The sequence below is a fragment of the Bacillus sp. V33-4 genome (assembly GCF_002860225.1).
GTDB lineage: Bacteria > Bacillota > Bacilli > Bacillales > Cytobacillaceae > Bacillus_BJ > Bacillus_BJ canaveralius.
Genome location: NZ_PGVC01000042.1, coordinates 58,213 through 76,063, shown reverse-complemented (window position 1 = coordinate 76,063; position 17,851 = coordinate 58,213). Strand labels below are relative to the sequence as shown.

Annotated in this window: 15 protein-coding genes and 1 other annotated feature; of the genes, 2 read left to right on the top strand and 13 right to left on the bottom strand. The window is 44.9% G+C overall.

Going from position 1 to position 17,851, the window contains the following annotated elements; genetic code table 11:
* Positions 1-110: 110 nt before the first annotated feature.
* From CVD23_RS15540 to CVD23_RS15530, 3 genes are all read right to left on the bottom strand, one after another.
* Positions 111-1,829 (bottom strand): sensor domain-containing diguanylate cyclase, encoded by a 1,719-nt coding sequence (locus CVD23_RS15540; RefSeq protein ID WP_101666511.1) that lies wholly within the window; start codon positions 1,827-1,829, stop codon positions 111-113.
* Positions 1,830-1,919: 90 nt separating this feature from the next.
* Entirely contained in the window at positions 1,920-3,227 is a 1,308-nt protein-coding gene (locus CVD23_RS15535) for a bifunctional folylpolyglutamate synthase/dihydrofolate synthase (protein WP_101666510.1), read from the bottom strand.
* Positions 3,228-3,308: 81 nt separating this feature from the next.
* Positions 3,309-5,951, bottom strand: a complete 2,643-nt coding sequence (locus tag CVD23_RS15530) for a valine--tRNA ligase (protein ID WP_101666509.1) — start codon at positions 5,949-5,951, stop codon at positions 3,309-3,311.
* A 61-nt stretch (positions 5,952-6,012) separates the two neighbouring features.
* Positions 6,013-6,245 (bottom strand) — a binding site (T-box leader).
* A gap of 176 nt (positions 6,246-6,421) precedes the next feature.
* On the opposite strand from CVD23_RS15530, the gene CVD23_RS15525 reads away from it, so the two are divergent.
* On the top strand, positions 6,422-6,613 hold the full coding sequence (locus CVD23_RS15525) for a hypothetical protein (RefSeq protein WP_101576096.1): 192 nt from the start codon (positions 6,422-6,424) through the stop codon (positions 6,611-6,613).
* 9 nt (positions 6,614-6,622) lie between these two features.
* Here the strand turns inward: CVD23_RS15525 and ysxE are convergent, their stop codons facing one another.
* From ysxE to hemA, 8 genes are all read right to left on the bottom strand, one after another.
* Entirely contained in the window at positions 6,623-7,684 is a 1,062-nt protein-coding gene (ysxE, locus tag CVD23_RS15520) for a spore coat protein YsxE (RefSeq protein WP_101666508.1), read from the bottom strand.
* A gap of 197 nt (positions 7,685-7,881) precedes the next feature.
* Positions 7,882-9,162, bottom strand: a complete 1,281-nt coding sequence (gene spoVID / locus CVD23_RS15515; protein WP_101666507.1) for a stage VI sporulation protein D — start codon at positions 9,160-9,162, stop codon at positions 7,882-7,884.
* A gap of 204 nt (positions 9,163-9,366) precedes the next feature.
* Positions 9,367-10,656 (bottom strand): glutamate-1-semialdehyde 2,1-aminomutase, encoded by a 1,290-nt coding sequence (gene hemL, locus CVD23_RS15510; RefSeq protein WP_101666506.1) that lies wholly within the window; start codon positions 10,654-10,656, stop codon positions 9,367-9,369.
* Positions 10,657-10,689: 33 nt separating this feature from the next.
* Positions 10,690-11,667, bottom strand: coding sequence for a porphobilinogen synthase (gene hemB, locus CVD23_RS15505; RefSeq protein ID WP_101576100.1), 978 nt, complete (start codon positions 11,665-11,667; stop codon positions 10,690-10,692).
* Positions 11,651-12,451, bottom strand: a complete 801-nt coding sequence (locus CVD23_RS15500) for a uroporphyrinogen-III synthase (RefSeq protein ID WP_101666505.1) — start codon at positions 12,449-12,451, stop codon at positions 11,651-11,653. Before CVD23_RS15500 ends, hemB begins: the two co-directional genes overlap by 17 nt.
* Entirely contained in the window at positions 12,448-13,383 is a 936-nt protein-coding gene (gene hemC, locus CVD23_RS15495) for a hydroxymethylbilane synthase (RefSeq protein ID WP_101666504.1), read from the bottom strand. Before hemC ends, CVD23_RS15500 begins: the two co-directional genes overlap by 4 nt.
* A 16-nt stretch (positions 13,384-13,399) precedes the next feature.
* Complete coding sequence (locus tag CVD23_RS15490; RefSeq protein ID WP_101576103.1) at positions 13,400-14,233, bottom strand: cytochrome C assembly family protein; 834 nt, start codon at positions 14,231-14,233, stop codon at positions 13,400-13,402.
* A 15-nt stretch (positions 14,234-14,248) separates the two neighbouring features.
* Positions 14,249-15,595, bottom strand: a complete 1,347-nt coding sequence (gene hemA, locus CVD23_RS15485; RefSeq protein ID WP_101666503.1) for a glutamyl-tRNA reductase — start codon at positions 15,593-15,595, stop codon at positions 14,249-14,251.
* Positions 15,596-15,851: 256 nt separating this feature from the next.
* Here hemA and CVD23_RS15480 point away from each other — a divergent pair, with 256 nt between their 5' ends.
* Positions 15,852-16,337: a LiaI-LiaF-like domain-containing protein gene (locus CVD23_RS15480; protein WP_101576105.1), complete on the top strand. Its 486-nt coding sequence runs from the start codon at positions 15,852-15,854 to the stop codon at positions 16,335-16,337.
* 89 nt (positions 16,338-16,426) lie between these two features.
* Here the strand turns inward: CVD23_RS15480 and CVD23_RS15475 are convergent, their stop codons facing one another.
* Together CVD23_RS15475 and CVD23_RS15470 are read right to left on the bottom strand one after the other, a co-directional pair.
* A complete protein-coding gene (locus CVD23_RS15475; protein ID WP_180955682.1) occupies positions 16,427-17,149 on the bottom strand; it encodes an amino acid ABC transporter ATP-binding protein in 723 nt (240 codons plus the stop codon).
* 36 nt (positions 17,150-17,185) lie between these two features.
* Positions 17,186-17,833 carry an amino acid ABC transporter permease gene (locus tag CVD23_RS15470; protein WP_101666501.1) on the bottom strand — a complete coding sequence of 216 codons (648 nt, stop codon included), beginning with the start codon at positions 17,831-17,833 and terminating at the stop codon, positions 17,186-17,188.
* Between the last annotated feature and the right edge of the window lie 18 nt (positions 17,834-17,851).

Genomic DNA, 17,851 nt, shown 5'->3' with positions numbered 1-17,851 from the left:
ACACTTACTCGGGTTGGACTTTCACCAACTAGCAATTAACGGCTTGCTGGGCACGCATAAACAAAAAAAACACCACAGCCCGGACAGCTGTGGCGTTCTCGACAAAGTTTTCATTTCACATATTCTGCGACGCGGTTACGGCCAGCTCTTTTCGCTCCGACATATAAAGCTCTGTCGGCATGGCGGATGAGGGAAAGGGGGTCTTCCGCTTCCTGAGGCGCGGTGGCAACGCCAATCGAAGCAGTGATTCTCACCATCATTTTTTTGCGGTCACTGTCAATATTCTGCTTTACAATAAACGGCCGATTGGCAATCATTTGCCTGACTAGTTCAGCAAGTTCAAGAACTTCCTCTTTTTCTTTGTCCGGCAATAAAATGACAAATTCCTCACCACCGTATCGGGCAACAGTTCCTTGCTGCCCTACTAAACTAGTTAACCTTGCGGCAAGCTCAATCAAAATTTCATTACCGCTCTGGTGCCCGTATGTATCATTGACCATTTTAAAATGATCAATATCGAGAATGATCAAGGAGAGGATATTCCGTTTGAACTCATGCAGCTTTTCAAATTCGTCCCGGAGAAGTTGATCAAAATATCGGTAGTTATATAGCTTCGTGAGGGCGCAGCGCTCACTTTGCTCCTTCGTTTCTTCAAAATGCTTGGCGTTTTCGACGGCAATCCCAAGATGGGAACATAAAATATCGGTAATCATCAGCTGGGCTTTTTCAAAAGCCCGCTTTCGCTGTGACGCAAGAACTAAAATTCCGGTTACCTTGTTGTTCCGAACGATCGGAACGCTCAGTACACTCTCGGCCTGCTGTGGCAAATAACCTTGCGAGTACTTTTTCCATTCTTTTCTTGAGTTGAACAAAGCGGTTTTTCTTGTTGACCAAACATGTCCGCTAATTCCTTCGTTTTTCTTTAATGGTCTGATATTTTTGGATTCCATGTTCCCATTTTCAAATCTTCTTATCAGTCGCAGTTCAGCTTCATCGACTACTTCAAGGATATAAGCATAATCGACGGGCAGCATCCCGGTCAGTCTCTTTATGAATAAATCGAGAACTTCTTCGACATGGAGCTGTTCGGCAAGCTGATGGCCGATCTCGGTTGCTTTTTGCAAGTAATCGTTAATTTTTTCACTTGAATAATAGAGATTTAAAATAATCGATAAACTGGCAAAAGGAACACCGACAAACAACAATGCAAGCATACCCATTTGCTGATAGAGAACATAAAGGAGCAAGCCGATCGGAAAAGTGATTAACGAAGTTACCGCTTCCCAGATGAAGTCCTTTCCAAAGAACGAATGGTCCCGTCCATAAAGCAAATACAAAATAAACGTTAACACAACCTGGTTCAAGGTAAAATAACTACCCGCATAGATGACGGTCAGCAACAGCGACTTCGGCTCGTTTACAAGGTCAGCTCCTTGCAAGCCGCCAATTCCGTAGTATATGAGGCCGGCTAAAAAAGAGACGAGGAAAAACATCAGTGAGTTCAGTGGCAAGCGGAAGAGCTCGTCCTTCCTGATCCGGATCCGCATCAATAAAACGACCACTGCCGCTTGCATCATCGCCATTTCTGCAAACAGTCCGAACGTCAAAAAAACGGCAAGCGATACCCATTGAATCAAAAAGATCGGCGTATTGTTTATAATCATCGGCATGGCCGCAACTGCCGCCGTTAACAGTAAAAATCCTGCCAATTCCCATTGCAGGCCTGAAATGCGCGGAGGATAAAATTGATGTGTTAACCAGATGCCAAACGGAACTATTAACAACCAGGAGAGCCAAATTGCCCGTTTTTGCGTCAATGTCAATTGCATTATTTTATCCTCCCTTCATTTAGCTCAGGAAAAAAGTCACATTTTTATAAATATTTTATCAAATTTTGAATATTATATCATACTTGTTTCTCATTTTTTTAAAAGTTTTTTTAAATATGGCTTTATTTCCGATAAAAAATAAAGAGATCCGGTCAGTATTAGCATCTCCCCATCTTTCAGGGAAGGAATCGTTTTTTCTAAAAATGCTTGCCAATCACGAGCGATTTCCCTTTTCGGGGACAGGCTGCTATTATACAAATCTTCAGCAGTTGCCGCCCTGGGAAAATTAAAGCTGGTAAAAACGATCCGGTCAGCAGCCATGTCAATATGATCAAGCATTCTGTCCAGTTTTTTATCTTTCAGGGCTGCAAACAAGATTATTTTGTTTCGGCTGCTATAGCGGCTTTTCAATTCTCGTACAAGAGCGGCCACTCCTTCCTCATTATGGGCACCATCCATGACGATTAACGGATTTTCTGAAATGATTTCAAAGCGGCCCGGCCAGCTTGCTTTTTTCAAACCAGCACGTACAGCTGATTCATCAATTTCAAATGAAAAAGAATGATTCAGAATTTGAGCAGACATAATCGCCAGTGCCGCGTTTTCAGTTTGATGCTTGCCGATCATGTCGATCTCAACATTCTCGAGATTCTTAAATAGTGTATGAACCGTAAACTGTTCGCCTTTTGCGATTGACGTGTGGGAGGTTATCGCAAATTCGGCTCCGAGCTGATAAAGCGGTGCTTTCATTTGCTTCGCAGCCTGTTTGATCACTTTTAGCGGGCCATCCTGGGAAACAGCGGTAATCACTGCAGTGCCTTTTTTGATAATTCCGGCTTTTTCTGCGGCAATTTGTTCACGTGTATCGCCAAGGATGCTTGTATGGTCAAGGCCGATGCTTGTAATAACGGAAAGCATCGGGTGGATTATATTGGTCGAATCGAACCTGCCGCCGAGACCGACTTCATAAATGACAACATCAACCACGTTAATTTCCGCAAAAAAATACATCGACATTGCCGTGATTACTTCAAATTCTGTCGGTCCGCCCAAGTCGGATTGTTCAAGCTCTTCCGCTAAAGGAAAAATCGCATTGGCCGCATCGAGCAAATTCTCGTTGCTGATTGGCGTGCCATTGACACTGATCCGCTCATTAAAATGCTCAAAGTATGGTGAAGTGAAGGTACCTACTTTAAAGCCGGCTTCCTGCAAAATCGAGCGGAGATAAGCGACTGTAGAACCTTTTCCGTTCGTTCCGCCGATGTGGATCGTTTTCAGCCTTCTTTCGGGATGATCGAGCTTCTCCATCATCCACTCCATTCTTGTTAGTCCCGGCTTAATACCGAGCCTGAGACGGCCGTGAATCCAGATTAACGCTTCGTCATATGTATGAAACATATTTAGCACCTCTTGTAGTAAAAGCGTAAAGACGAATCCTCCTGCGGATTCGCCTTCAGCTCTATATTTTCCTGGAAAAAGTTATTCTCCTGATAATTCTTTAATACGGGATTGGACTGCTTCTCTTTTTTCGAGATAATCTTTTTCTTTCGCGCGTTCTTCGTCAATTACTTTTTGCGGAGCCTTTTTGACGAATCCGTCATTGCCAAGCTTCTTTTGAACCCGTTCAACTTCCTGGGTCAGTCGGGAGAGTTCTTTTTCAAGGCGCGCGATTTCTTCGTCAATGTTGATGAGCCCTTCAAGCGGAAGAATGATTTCCAGGCCGGAAACAACAGCTGTCATCGCCTTGTCCGGTGTTTCAATCTCCAGGCCCGCCAGCAGCTCTTCCGGATTGCAGAATCGTTCAATATAGGCGCGGTTTCTTTCGATAATTTCCAGAGTTTCCTCATTCTTCGCCTTTAATATCATCTTAACCTTTTTGCTCATCGGTGTGTTGACCTCAGCGCGAATGTTTCGGACCGCACGGATGACTTCAACAAGCAGCTTCATTTCTGCGGCAGCGTGCTGGTCAGTGAATTCTTCCCTTGCCCGAGGCCATTCGGCTGTTGTAATTGATTCGCCGCGATGCGGAAGGTTTTGCCAGATTTCCTCTGTAATGAACGGCATAAATGGATGGAGCAGTCGCATCGTTTGATCCAGTACAAACGCGAGGATCGATCGTGTTGTTTTCTTCGCTGCCTCGTCTTCCCCGTACAATGGAAGCTTTGCCATTTCGATATACCAATCACAGAAATCATCCCAAATAAAGTTATAAAGCACACGTCCGACTTCGCCAAATTCATAGCGGTCAGACAAGCGGGTTACCGTTTCAATCGTTTCATTTAACCTTGTGAGGATCCATTTATCCGCGACCGACTTTTCACCGCTCAAATCAATTTCGAGAGCAGTAAGGCCGTTCATGTTCATTAAAGCAAAGCGGGAAGCGTTCCAGATTTTGTTGGCAAAGTTCCAGGTCGCTTCAACCTTCTCAATACTGAAACGCAAGTCCTGGCCCGGTGAACTTCCTGTGGCCAGGAAGTAGCGGAGCGAATCGGCCCCATATTGGTCAATGACATCCATCGGGTCAACACCGTTACCGAGCGATTTACTCATTTTCCGGCCCTCGGCATCGCGCACCAGTCCATGGATCAGTACATCTTTAAATGGGCGCTCACCTGTAAATTCCAGGGCCTGAAAAATCATCCGTGACACCCAGAAGAAAATAATATCGTAGCCGGTCACTAATGCTGCAGTTGGATAGTAACGCTTGAAATCGGCGGCATCTGCATCAGGCCAGCCCATCGTAGAAAACGGCCATAATGCCGAGCTGAACCATGTATCAAGGACGTCCTGATCCTGCTCCCAATTTTCAATATCTGCAGGCGGCTCATGATCAACGTGGACTTCGCCTGTTTCTTTATGGTACCAGGCCGGAATCCGGTGTCCCCACCAGAGCTGGCGTGAAATACACCAATCACGGATGTTCTCCATCCAGTGCAGGTATGTCTTTTCAAACCGGTCCGGAACAAAATGAACTTTATTCTCCTTGCTTTGCAGGGCAACCGCTTCATCTGCAAGAGGCTGCATTTTAACAAACCACTGTGTGGACAAATACGGCTCGACAACAGCGCCGCTCCGTTCTGAATGGCCGACAGAATGCAAATGTTCTTCAATTTTAAAGAGAACGCCCTGCTCCTGAAGGTCCTTCACGATTTGCTTCCGGCATTCAAAACGGTCCATCCCTTCATATTTGCCGGCTCGTTCATTCATCGTGCCGTCCTCGTTCATGACAAGCACCCGTTCAAGTCCGTGACGATTGCCGATTTCAAAGTCATTCGGGTCATGGGCAGGAGTAATTTTAACCGCACCCGAACCAAATTCCATATCAACATAATCATCGCCGACAATCGGGATCTCCCGGCCGACAATCGGCAGCATGACGGTTTTTCCAATTAAGTGCTGATAGCGCTCATCTTCCGGGTGGACTGCAACAGCTGTATCGCCGAGCATCGTTTCCGGACGGGTGGTCGCAATTTCGATATGACCGGATCCGTCAGCAAGCGGGTATTGCATATGATAAAACGCACCTTGAACATCTTTGTAAATAACCTCTATATCGGATAGGGCTGTTTTGGTCGACGGGTCCCAGTTAATGATATATTCGCCCCGGTAAATCAAGCCTTTCTTATAAAGAGATACAAATACTTCCCGAACCGCTTTTGATAAGCCTTCATCCAATGTGAACCGCTCGCGGCTGTAATCCAGCCCGAGACCGAGCTTGGACCATTGCTGGCGGATATGCTCGGCATACTCCTCTTTCCAGCGCCATGTCTCCGCAACGAAAGTTTCACGTCCCAAATCATAGCGGCTCTTTCCTTCGTTTCGCAGCTTTTCCTCAACTTTCGCCTGGGTCGCAATCCCTGCGTGGTCCATTCCAGGCAGCCATAGGACATCATAGCCCTGCATTCGTTTCATTCTCGTTAAGATATCTTGAAGCGTTGTATCCCAGGCATGGCCCAAGTGCAGCTTCCCTGTTACATTTGGCGGGGGTATAACAATTGTGTAGGGCTGTTTTGCCTCATCATCCTTTGCTTCGAAATACTTACCCTTAAGCCACCATTCATAACGGCCCTGTTCAGTCGACTTTGGATCGTATTTTGTCGGCATCGTTAATTCCTGATCCATAAATCTCATCCTTTCTGCAAGTGCAATTTTTTCAAAGAAAACAAAAAAACTCCATTCGTCTTAAAAGGACGAATGGAGTAACTTTCGCGGTACCACCTTTTTTCCAAACAGCAAAAAGCTGGTTGGCTCTCACTGAATAACGGATTCGCTCCGTCTGCCGCTACTCGAATTTCATTTTTTCACGGAAGAAGCTCAAGGGCGACGTTCTGATGTGCAAGCTGGGAGCCTCCCAGCGAATGGCTCTCCTCTCTTAAAGCTGCAATTCATCATACTCTTCCCTGTCTTTGCTTATCTTTTATACAATTTATAATAGTTATAGTACGAAAAAAGGGGGATTACGTCAATATTATTGACCATCTTTTTTAGTCCATATACTCTTTAGCAAAAAAATTAAATCGCTGGCACTTTATGATGAGTGTTCACATAAAATAATTGTACTAAAAATGTGCGAAATAAAGGGGTGAAATTGATTGAGAAGGAAGTATAGCCCTTATACATTACCGCCCTGGCTAAGAAACTTCAGAAATATTTGTGCGCAGTTTATCATTCCGTTATCCGTCTTTCAGGGGATTCGGACGTTCCTTATTCCAACGACCTTTGATGTCTTGTTATTGGCTGTTCTTATTTTATTGGCCCTCGCTTTTCATTATGATTTAATCTAAACGGAGCCCTTAGGAATTGTTTTCCTGGGCTCCTTCTTTCTCCTGGCTTCCTTCTTTTTCCTGCTTTTTTTGCCTCTCTATTTCATCGATTTTCATGACGAGAAATTCTGTATTTTTCAAGTGCCAAAAATGGCGCTGCAATTGTTGCACAAGCTTTCGTTCTTGTTTTCTCGTCGTTTTTTGAAAGTAATCTACAGCTGTCCGAATGATTTGTCCAGGATAGGCCAGATAGCTCAAAAAAAGCATCATCTCACCCTCTTTGAAAGGGAAATATTTAAAATAGCTGTATACCCAGTCAATGCAATCATTGCATTGTCGCGGGTACGTTTTTAAAGTGCGCGATAGAAACGGCAGCAAATCATGGGCCGGCGACGCGGGGCGCGACTGTTCAAAATTAATAAAATAGCCATAGCCACGGTTATCAAATAAAAAGTGTTCAATTGAAACTTTACCGTGAACGAGAACGATCCTTGCTTTTTCAGCGTCCTTCGTTTTCTCATGCCATTCTTCAAGCTTTCGCTGCGAAAAAAGTAAAGCCTGGCTAATTTCATGATAATACAAGCAGAACATCAACTCGAACGGGGACATGTACAGTTTTTTTTCGCATTGATCAATAAATTCGTCCAGAAATCCTTTATCTTTTTCCCATTGCTGCACAGTCGTTTCGTAGTGTTCGTTCCGCTCGTCGCTTGTTATTTTGATATCCTTCGCAGATAAAGTGTGCAGCCTGGCCAACTCCCGAAACAGCTGCTGATGCTTCTGGAACTGATTTTCTCTTTCTTCGTTCGGAAGCCAGGGCATTAAATAATAGAGCATATTTTTATGCAAAACCGCGTAACGGCCATCTGTTGCAGGGTAGATCGGCACAATCCGGTTGTAGCCTTTTTGGTACAAAAAATGTATATGCCTGACGAAATCAGTCCTGTTCGAGAGAGCAATTTTCTTCAAGGCAAAAGTGCCTTTGTCTGAATAAATTTTTTGAATGCTGCCAAAATCTTCAACAAAATACGGTTTGACCGCATAGCTATTTAAAATTGGCGAAATAGATCTCAACCGGTCATCATCGCTCATTATGATCACTCTCTTTCGAACCGTCAACGCCAAATTGAATGAAACATTTAGAAAAACTCAAGCCTTGGATGACAGCTCGAGGCACAACGAGAAGTATACAATTAAAAGGAAAAAGGAAAGCGGCGGCAAAAAGCTTTTTTACCGTCCGCTCCAGCCGTATAAAATTGCGACAGACATGCAGTGCCTGCTTGCTTTGTTTAACGCTTGCCTGCCATTGCAACGGGAATATATAAAACCTGGCCTTCGTAAACATCCTGAGTTGCTTCTAAATGGTTAACCCTCTGCAGCGTGGCGGTTGACACATCATAACGCTCGGCAAGTGTGTCGATTGTATCACCATGCTGTACGATACATATCTTCAATTTGGTGTGCTCTTCTTCTTCTTTTCTTGCAAAAAACTCGGTTAAAGACATGCTTTTCTTTTTTGAACCCTTTTTCTTTTTCACTTGGATTTCCTCTGAAGATTCGTCCTCTGATTCTTCAGCCTGTTCTTCCTGTTTCGGCGGAGTTTCTTGGGCCTCTTCCGGCTCCTCCTCCACTTGCTCTTCGGTACTGGTGTATTCGGAAAGCTCTTCTGTTGATGGAGCTACATATTCACTCCGCTGCGCAGAAAAAGATATTTCCGGAGTTTTTTCGACTGGAAGGCTCTGCTCGACTTTTTCAACCGTTGGCTGCTCCGCTTCATGGACAGTGCCTGTCTCTGGCTGCTTTCTTGCTTCAGCCTCAAAAGGCTCATATAAATCTGCCTCTTCTTTCGCGACACCGTTTTTTGCATTCTCTGCTGGATCGGAAACTAACCGTAAGACTGGTTGCCGCGTTTCTTCAGCGGGTTCGGACTGCAAGACTGGTTCAAGGTTTTCTTCACCATGTTCGGACTGCTGCGTCGCTTCAAGTTGCTCTTGTTCAACTCCTGGCTGCAATTTCGCTTCCTGCCCTGCTAACGCAGGCTGACTCTGTTCCCCGTAAGCATCCGTGAAAAAAGGAGAAGATACTGGTCTCAACACTTCATACTCCGTGTCGATTTCTTCCTCAACCGGGCTTGTTTGCTGCTCACCGTAGAGCCCGGAAATGGTTAAATCGGCTGTCAGCTTCATGCAGCTTCTTTCCGGGAATAAATAATCAAATGAATCCACTTGAATATCAATATCAAACACACTTTGAATCCGGTTATTGGGAATAGTAATGTCTACCGGAAAACGGTGAATAAATTCACAAATCCCTTCGTCCCGCTCTTCGACACCGTGGACAAATTTAGCTCCAGTTATCTCTTTGCCATTGTCTGCCGCCGCTTCTTCATGCTTTTTATATTCTCCTGACAATTCCAATGAACCTCGAATCGTCACATATTGTTCGTTTTCCTGGATCGTAATATTCGGATCAAGCGAAACCGAAACAAGCTCTGCGACTTCCTGTCCTTTTTGGAACCATAACGACTCTTCCAAAGAAAATCGCAAAAACGACTGATTCCCTTGAGACAAAGCAATTCCTCCTTTCGTCCTCCTTCGAAATATCAACAATGTCATTATCACCTTATGAATCGAACAAATTTTTTATGATAAGATTTGGCGGGTTCAACATACAAAAACGCCCGGATTGCTGTCCAATCCAAGGCGTTTTTATTAGTTTCCTGATTCTGTTTCGCATCCTGTAAAACATCCGCAGTTTAGTTCACCGTGCTGACTTTACCCCTTCAGCTTGGAAAAAGCCTGCTCTGCAGCACTGATTGTTTTCGCTATATCTTCATTGCTATGTGCGGTTGATAAGAAAAGACCTTCAAATTGCGATGGCGGTAAAAACACTCCTTGATCCGCCATTTCCCGGTAATAAGCTGCAAAATAGTCCAGGTTCGAGGTTTTCGCTTTTTCATAATTGGTGACTTCCTCATTGGTAAAAAAGAATCCAATCATCGAACCGGCCCGGTTTACCGTATGGGGGACGCCATATTTTTCGGCGGCTGCTTTAAAGCCCTCCTCAAGCTGGTCCGCTTTCCTTTCAAACTCCTGATACGATTCAGGTGTCAACTGGCTTAGCGTTTCGAGGCCTGCTGTCATTGCCAGCGGGTTTCCTGATAAAGTTCCAGCCTGGTAAATAGGTCCGCTCGGAGCGATTCTTTCCATAATTTCTACCTTGCCACCGTAAGCGCCAACAGGCAGTCCCCCGCCGATCACTTTTCCGAGGCAGGTTAAGTCAGGTGTGACACCGTAATAACCCTGGGCACAATGATAGCTGACACGGAAGCCTGTCATAACTTCATCAAAGATTAGTAATGTGCCATATTGCGTCGTAATTTCGCGGATTCCTTCGAGAAAGCCCGGCTGCGGCGGAACAACGCCCATATTGCCGGCAACCGGCTCGACAATCACAGCAGCGATATCTCCGCCAAATTGCTTAAATGCCGCCGTTAAACCGTCAAGATCATTATAAGGTACCGTGATCGTGTTCCGGGCAATCCCTTCAGGAACACCGGGGCTGTCCGGAAGCCCGAGAGTGGCGACACCGGAACCGGCCTTTATTAGCAAAGAATCACCATGGCCATGGTAACAGCCTTCGAATTTAACAATCTTATTCCGTCCTGTATAGCCGCGGGCTAAACGTAACGCACTCATCGTCGCCTCGGTGCCCGAAGACACCATGCGCACCATTTCAATCGACGGGACACGATCAATGACCAGCTTTGCCAGCTCATTTTCAATCAGTGTCGGGGCGCCAAAGCTTGTTCCCTGCTCGGCAACCTTTTTAATCGATTCAATCACCCGGTCATTCGAATGGCCAAGAATTAACGGGCCCCATGAAAGGACATAATCGATATATTCATTGCCATCAATATCGTAAATTTTCGAGCCTTTCCCGCCTGCCATAAAAATCGGCTCCATGTTCACCGATTTAAACGCGCGGACCGGGCTGTTGACTCCCCCCGGCATAAGCTTCCTGGCTTCTTTAAAAGCCTCAGCAGATTTTTGATAAGAACGCATCGCTATCCCTCTTTTCATTAGGTTGGAAGTGGTTTACTGTTCTCTTAGCCAGCGTGCCGCATCCTTTGCGTGATACGTAATAATCAGATCCGCTCCGGCACGCTTCATGCCTGTTAACATTTCCATGACAATATTTTTTTCGTCGATCCAGCCATTTTGCGCAGCCGCTTTGACCATTGAATATTCTCCGCTGACATTATAAATAACCATTGGGAGATTTATATTGTTTTTTACATCCCTTAGTATATCTAAATACGGCATGCCGGGCTTAACGATCAGAAAGTCAGCACCTTCCATTAAATCGGATTCCGCTTCCCTTAAGGCTTCAAGCCTGTTGGCCGGATCCATCTGGTACGATTTCCTGTCACCGAACTGCGGAGTGCTTTCAGCAGCCTCACGGAACGGGCCATAGAAAGCAGACGCATATTTGACGGCGTAAGACATGATCGGCACATCCTCAAAGCCTGCTTCGTCCAGCCCTGCGCGTATTGCCGCAACAAAGCCATCCATCATATTGGATGGGGCAATGATGTCGGCGCCGGCCTTTGCCTGGCTGACTGCGGTTTGGACGAGCAACTCGAGCGATGGATCGTTCAAAACCTTTCCGTTCTCAATCACTCCGCAATGGCCATGGCTCGTGTATTCGCATAGACATGTGTCAGCAACCACGACGATATTCGGGAAGCTTTTTTTTATTAAGCGGGTCGCTTCCTGGACAATTCCATGGTCATGAAAGGCTCCCTGCCCGCACTCATCTTTTTCCGCCGGAATTCCAAACAAGAGGACAGATTTAATGCCGAGTGAAACGACTTCGTTCATTTCTTCTTCAAGCCTGTCCAATGATAAATTAAAGACACCTGGCATTGAAGAAATTTCTTTTCTTATATTGTCACCTTCTGCGATAAATAGCGGGTAAATCAAATCTTCCAAACGCAAAAAGTTTTCACGGACGAGTTCGCGCATCGCAGCTGTTTGCCGCAAGCGGCGATGACGGTTAAATTGTAGACTCATTATTATTACCTCCTGATGTTAAATATGTAGCCAAATTGTTTAACATTCCTTGAACCGTATAGGTGTCAGGCATTACATGTACTGTAAGGCCATAAAACTCGGCCCTTGCCTTCGTCACCGGCCCGATACAGGCAACTAGACAATCATTAACACTATCCTTCAGGCCTTCAGCTGCTGCCGTTTCAAAGAAGTGGTCGACGATCGAAGGGCTTGTAAAAGTCAAAATATCAAGCTGCTTCCCTTTAATCATGTCAGTGAGCCGGCTGCGGCTGGCCGGAGGTAAAAAGGTTTCATAAATGATTAGCTCATCGACAGCCGCCCCTGCTTTCCGAAGCGATTCTGCAATGTACCCGCGGGCAAGATTCCCCTTCGGCAGCAAAATCTTCTCGCCGCCTTCCAACAATGGCAAAAACTCTTTTACAAAGGCTTCCGCTACATACTCGGATGGTGTAAATCCGGTTACCAGCCCTTTTTTAAGAAGCCGCTGCCTCGTTTTTTCGCCAATCGCCGCAATTTTAGGAAAGGAATCGCTTTGAAAGTGCGGCAAAAAAGAAAAAAATTTCTCGACCGTTACACTGCTCGTAAAAATAATCCAATTATAAGTATGCAAGTTTTCGCATGCTTTTACTATTTCTGCGGATTTTTCTGCAGCCTTAAAATCAATAAGAGGGATTTCCACCGGAATCCCTCCATACCTTCTGACAAGATCCGAAAATGAACTTGCCTGTTTTTTTGATCTTGGGATTAAAACGGTTTTTCCTTGCAAAGGCAGGGCAGCAGTCATTGTTGGTCAAGCTCCCTTTTTACCTGGTCGATTAAATTTTTGGCGCCTTTTTCGATTAGCTTTTCTGCCGCTAATACTCCAAGCCTTTCAGGGTCTTGTCCCCTCACCTGCTCTTTATAAATCGTTTTGCCATCAGGTGAAGCGACAAGCGCCGTTAAAACAATCGCACCGTCTTCAGCACTAGTGGCATAGCCGGCAATCGGAACCTGGCAGCCGCCCTCCATCATATTGAGATAAGCCCGTTCAGCACGAACCGTTCTTGCAGTGTCCGTACTCGTGAACTTATCAAACAGGGCACGCAGTTCTGAATCCGACTCCCGGCATTCAATTGAAAGTGCACCCTGGCCGACAGCCGGGACGCAAACCTCAGGATCTAAAAATTCGGTGACTACGTCTGTTGCCCAGCCCATTCTTGATAAACCGGCAGCAGCCAGAATAATCGCATCGTATTCTTCCGTTTCAAGCTTGCCAAGCCGGGTATCGATATTGCCGCGGATCCATTTAATCTCAAGGTCAGGCCGCACTGCGAGGAGCTGTGCGCTTCTGCGCAGGCTGCTCGTTCCGATTACCGCTCCTGGTCTCAGTTCGGCAAGAGGAAGACAGCTTTTCGAGATCAGCGCATCCCGGGCGTCTTCACGTTCTGGAATACAGCCGATTGTCAGACCGTCAGGAAGGACAGCCGGCATATCTTTCATGCTATGAACTGCCATATCAATGTCCCCGTCGATCATTGCCTGCTCGATCTCCTTGACGAAAAGACCTTTCCCGCCTACTTTGGAAAGCGTCACATCTAAAATCCTGTCACCCTTTGTGACAATTTCCTTCACTTCAAAATCGAACGCGGGATCAAACTTCTTTAATTGATCAATCACCCAATTCGTTTGTGTTAATGCCAGCTTGCTCCGTCTTGAACCGACTATTATTTTTCTCATGACTGCCTCCTAAAAATCACGTATTCCAAAAATGAAAAGAAGATAATTGCCCGAAAAGGAAAAAATTAATTAAGACGATTAAAAATGACGCGACATTCCAGAGTGCGAGCGATTTGCCAAACTTCCCTTTCGCGACGCGCTGGTACAGATAGATGCTGTAAGCGGCCAGGACAATGAAAGAGCCTATTACCTTCGCGTCAAACCAATGCATATCCGGCACTTTAATATAGGCCCACTGCACTCCAAGAATAAGGCCCAGTATCAGCATTGGTACGCCAATGACGTTTAAAACGTAAGACATATGCTCCAATCTTGATAAATCGGTAATCCGCATCAAGCGTTTGCCCCATTTTTTCCGTTTCAGCAAATCGTATTGAATCAAATACAGAAGCGAGAATACAAACGAAAGGGAGAACGCGCCGTACGACAAAATCGCCATCGTAATATGGATTAACAGCAGTTCGGAAACGAGCTGCCGGGCGATTATTTCTGATTCATACTGGATCGGCATAAATGTATGAATCGCCATAATCATAAATCCCAATATATTGGCGAAAAAAACGATAAAATCAACCCGCAATAGACGGTTGATTGCCAATGACAAGGTGATCAGCACCCATGCATAGAAATAAAGGCCTTCAAAAATCGTCAGAACCGGAAACCGGCCCGTTTTCAGCATATATAAAAACAGAAATGAAGTTTGCAAAACCCATACAAATGCAAGTAACCAGAAGGCTGCTTTATTCGCCTTCCGGTTATGGTGAAGAAAATCGATAAAATATAAAAGCACGCTTAAGGCATACAGAACAATCGTCAGTTCGTGCAGCCGAGTCATATAAATGTCAAACATAATCAGCACCCTCTCTTATGATTGAAAGGAAGCCTCCGTTGAATGAACGTTAACCTTTTCTTTATCGGCCGCTTTCATTTCTTGCTGCCCTGCAACAAGCTGTTCAATGTTGAAAATCTTGACAAATAAGTCAAGGGCCTGATCGGCATCAGGCTGTGAGGCCAGTTCCTTCGCCTGCAAAATCGGATCCTTTAAAAGCTGGTTGATAATGCTCTTCGTATGCTTATTTAGTACCTTTATATCCCGCTCTGACAAATTAGGAAGCTTTCTTTCGAGGCTCTGCATCGTATCAGCCTGGATCGTGAGCGCTTTTTCGCGAAGCGCCGAAATAACAGGAACAACTCCAAGCATCTTCAGCCACTGTTTGAATTCAACGATTTCCGCCTCAATCATCAGCATAATCTTTTCCGCTGCCTTTTGCCGCTCTTTCAGGTTGGATTCAACTATGCCTTCTAGATCGTCAATATCGTAAAGGAAAACACCTTCCAGCTCTGCAAGCGCTGGGTCCAAATCGCGCGGCACGGCAATGTCAACCATGAATAAAGGCTTGCCTTTGCGCATTTTTTCAACCTGGAGCATTTGTTCCTTTGTGACGACAAAGCCATTTGCTCCAGTCGAACTGATTAAAATATCCGCATCTATGAGGGCACATTGCAACTCTTGGAGCGTTTTTGCCTGGCCGGAAAAGCGGTTGGCCAAATTGGCCGCTTTTTCAAAAGTGCGGTTAATGACCGTCACTTTGCTGGCTCCGTTCGCATGAAGGTTTTGAATGGCAAGTTCACCCATTTTGCCTGCCCCAAGCACAAGAACATGCTTATTCTCGAGAGAGCCGAAAATCTTCTTGGCAAGTTCTACGGCTGCATAGCTGACTGAAACAGCATTTGCACCGATATCGGTTTCAGCGTGGCCGCGTTTGGCGACAGTGACAGATTGTTTAAAAAGCTGGTTAAACACCGTTCCAATCGTGTTTTCTGCCTGCGCGAGCAGAAAGCTGGAACGCACCTGTCCCAGTATTTGTGTCTCGCCAAGAATCATTGAGTTTAAGCCGCATGAAACTTTGAACAAATGCTCGACCGCTCCGTCTTGTTCATAAATAAATAAGAACGGTGAAAATTCATTTTGTTCGATTCCAAACCACTCTGACAAAAATTCTTTTATATAATAGCGGCCAGTATGTAACTGGTCGACAACTGCATATATTTCCGTACGGTTGCACGTGGAAATAATCACGTTTTCGAGAATGCTCTTTTTCTCTTTTAGAGCTTTCATCGCCTCACCCAAGTCCGGCTCGTTAAACGTTAATCGTTCCCGAATTTCGACAGGGGCCGTTTTATAGTTAAGACCGACAACTAAAATATGCATTTGTTATTTCCACCCCCAAACAAAATTGCATAGAAAAACTAATATTATTATAACATGTCCACTTCCGATGTTCCCGTTAAAAATGTGAACAGAAACCGAAATAAATATGGTAACATAGAAAAGCAGAATAGGCTTATTCATGCCTGGTTATTGTTGTTTTTATCATACTAAAGTCATGAATCGACAAATACTTTCTTCTGTACATTATCAAAAAAAGCTTATATATTCAAGCAATCGTTACTGGAGTGGTAAAAGAATGAAAAATCAGCGTATTTTCCCTGGAGTCATATTAATTGGTTTTGGCCTCTATTTCTACTTGCAGCAATCCCAATTCACATTATTCCAGGAATTTTATACTTGGCCGACCCTGCTGATGATCGTCGGCATTGCCTTTTTGGGACAAGGGTATGGAGCAAGAGACTATGAGGCGATTCTTCCCGGTGTTATTTTAGTCGGTTTTGGTCTTCATTTTCATGTCGTCAACCGTCTCGAAATCTGGCCGGATCATATCGGGACCTTTATTTTGGTGATCGCACTCGGCTTTTTGCTGCGCTACCAAAAGGTCGGCAACGGACTGTTTCAAGGGTTGTTATTTTTGGCGCTTGCCGCCTTGTTAATGTTTTACGACAAGATCGCGAACTGGTTCGGACTGCTTGAAAACAGCGTGTCGCTTGCCTGGAAATTCTGGCCTGCCGTTCTCGTCCTGATCGGTGTGTATATGCTATTTTTTAAGAAAAAGTAGACTAGGTGGAAGTACCTATTAGACACCGCCATTCTGGAAAAAATAAAAGGAATACAGGGATTATATGAATACTTCCCTGACTTCCTTTTTTATAACACCGAATTTAGAAAATCTTTTGTCCGCTGCTCTTTAGGATTGTCAAAAAGTTGCAACGGAGGCCCTTCCTCAACAATTTTTCCATCGTGCATATAGACGGCCCAGTCGGCTACTTCGCGGGCAAACCCCATCTCATGGGTGACGACGACCATCGTCATTCCGTCTTCTGCAAGCTCCTTCATCGTTGCCAATACTTCTCCGACAAGCTCAGGATCAAGTGCCGAAGTTGGTTCATCAAACAGCATAATATCCGGTTTCATCGCTAACGCCCGGGCGATCGCAACACGCTGTTTCTGCCCGCCGGATAGCTTTCCGGGATATACATTCTCTTTATCGCTGAGTCCTACCTTTTTTAAAAGCTCCCGCGCTTCTTTTCTAGCTTGTTCCTTCGCTACTTTTTTTACATGGATTGGGGCTTCAATAATATTTTCGATAACGGTTTTATGGGGAAACAAATAAAAATGTTGAAAAACCATTCCGACCCTTTCCCTTACGTGATTAAGATTATGGGTGTCTGCTTCAATACGCTCACCTTCAATGATGATATTGCCGCTGTCTTTCAACTCCAAAAAGTTAAGGCAGCGAAGGAAGGTGCTCTTTCCCGATCCGCTTGCCCCGATCAGGCAGACAACATCGCTTTCTTTCACAGTCATATCGATATCTTTCAAGACGTGAAGATCTCCGAATGACTTGTTCAGCTTTTGAACTTCGATCATGGCTCGTTTACTCAAATTTGCGAGCCTCCTTTCCTATTAATCACTTATCGACAATCGCGTTTCAATTACTTTTACAATAATTGAGAATAATAATACGAGAATCAGATAGTATACAGCGACGATTAACAAATATGTCATATAATCGTATTGATTTGAACCATAGGTGGTTGCGACATTAAAGAGCTCGTACATTCCGATAAATGACGCAAGTGAAGAATCCTTTAATGCGATTATAAACTGATTGCCAAGCGGCGGCATCGCTCTCCTAATCGCCTGCGGCAAAATAATTCTCCGCATCGTCAGCCCTGCTGTCATACCGAGTGAACGGCCGGCCTCCCGCTGTCCTTGATCTATTGATTGGATTGTACCCCTGAATATTTCTGCAATATAAGCACCGTTGTGGAAAGCCAGTCCCAATACGACTGACGTAAACTGGGAGATATCGAGAGCAGTCAATCCGAAATAGAAGATAAAAATTTGGACAACGAGCGGAGTTCCCCGCACCAGGAAAATGTAAAGATCGGCGATCCATTCAAGGACTTTTATTTTTGAGATTTTTAAAAAGGCAAAAAATAGGCCGATAAAGATGGCGATGAACACAGATACTGCTGTTAACTGAAAGGTGAGCAGCATCCCTCGTAAGAACACATCGTACGTATCAATAAATTTTGTAAAAAACTCCAATAGTCCTCCTCCTCAAAA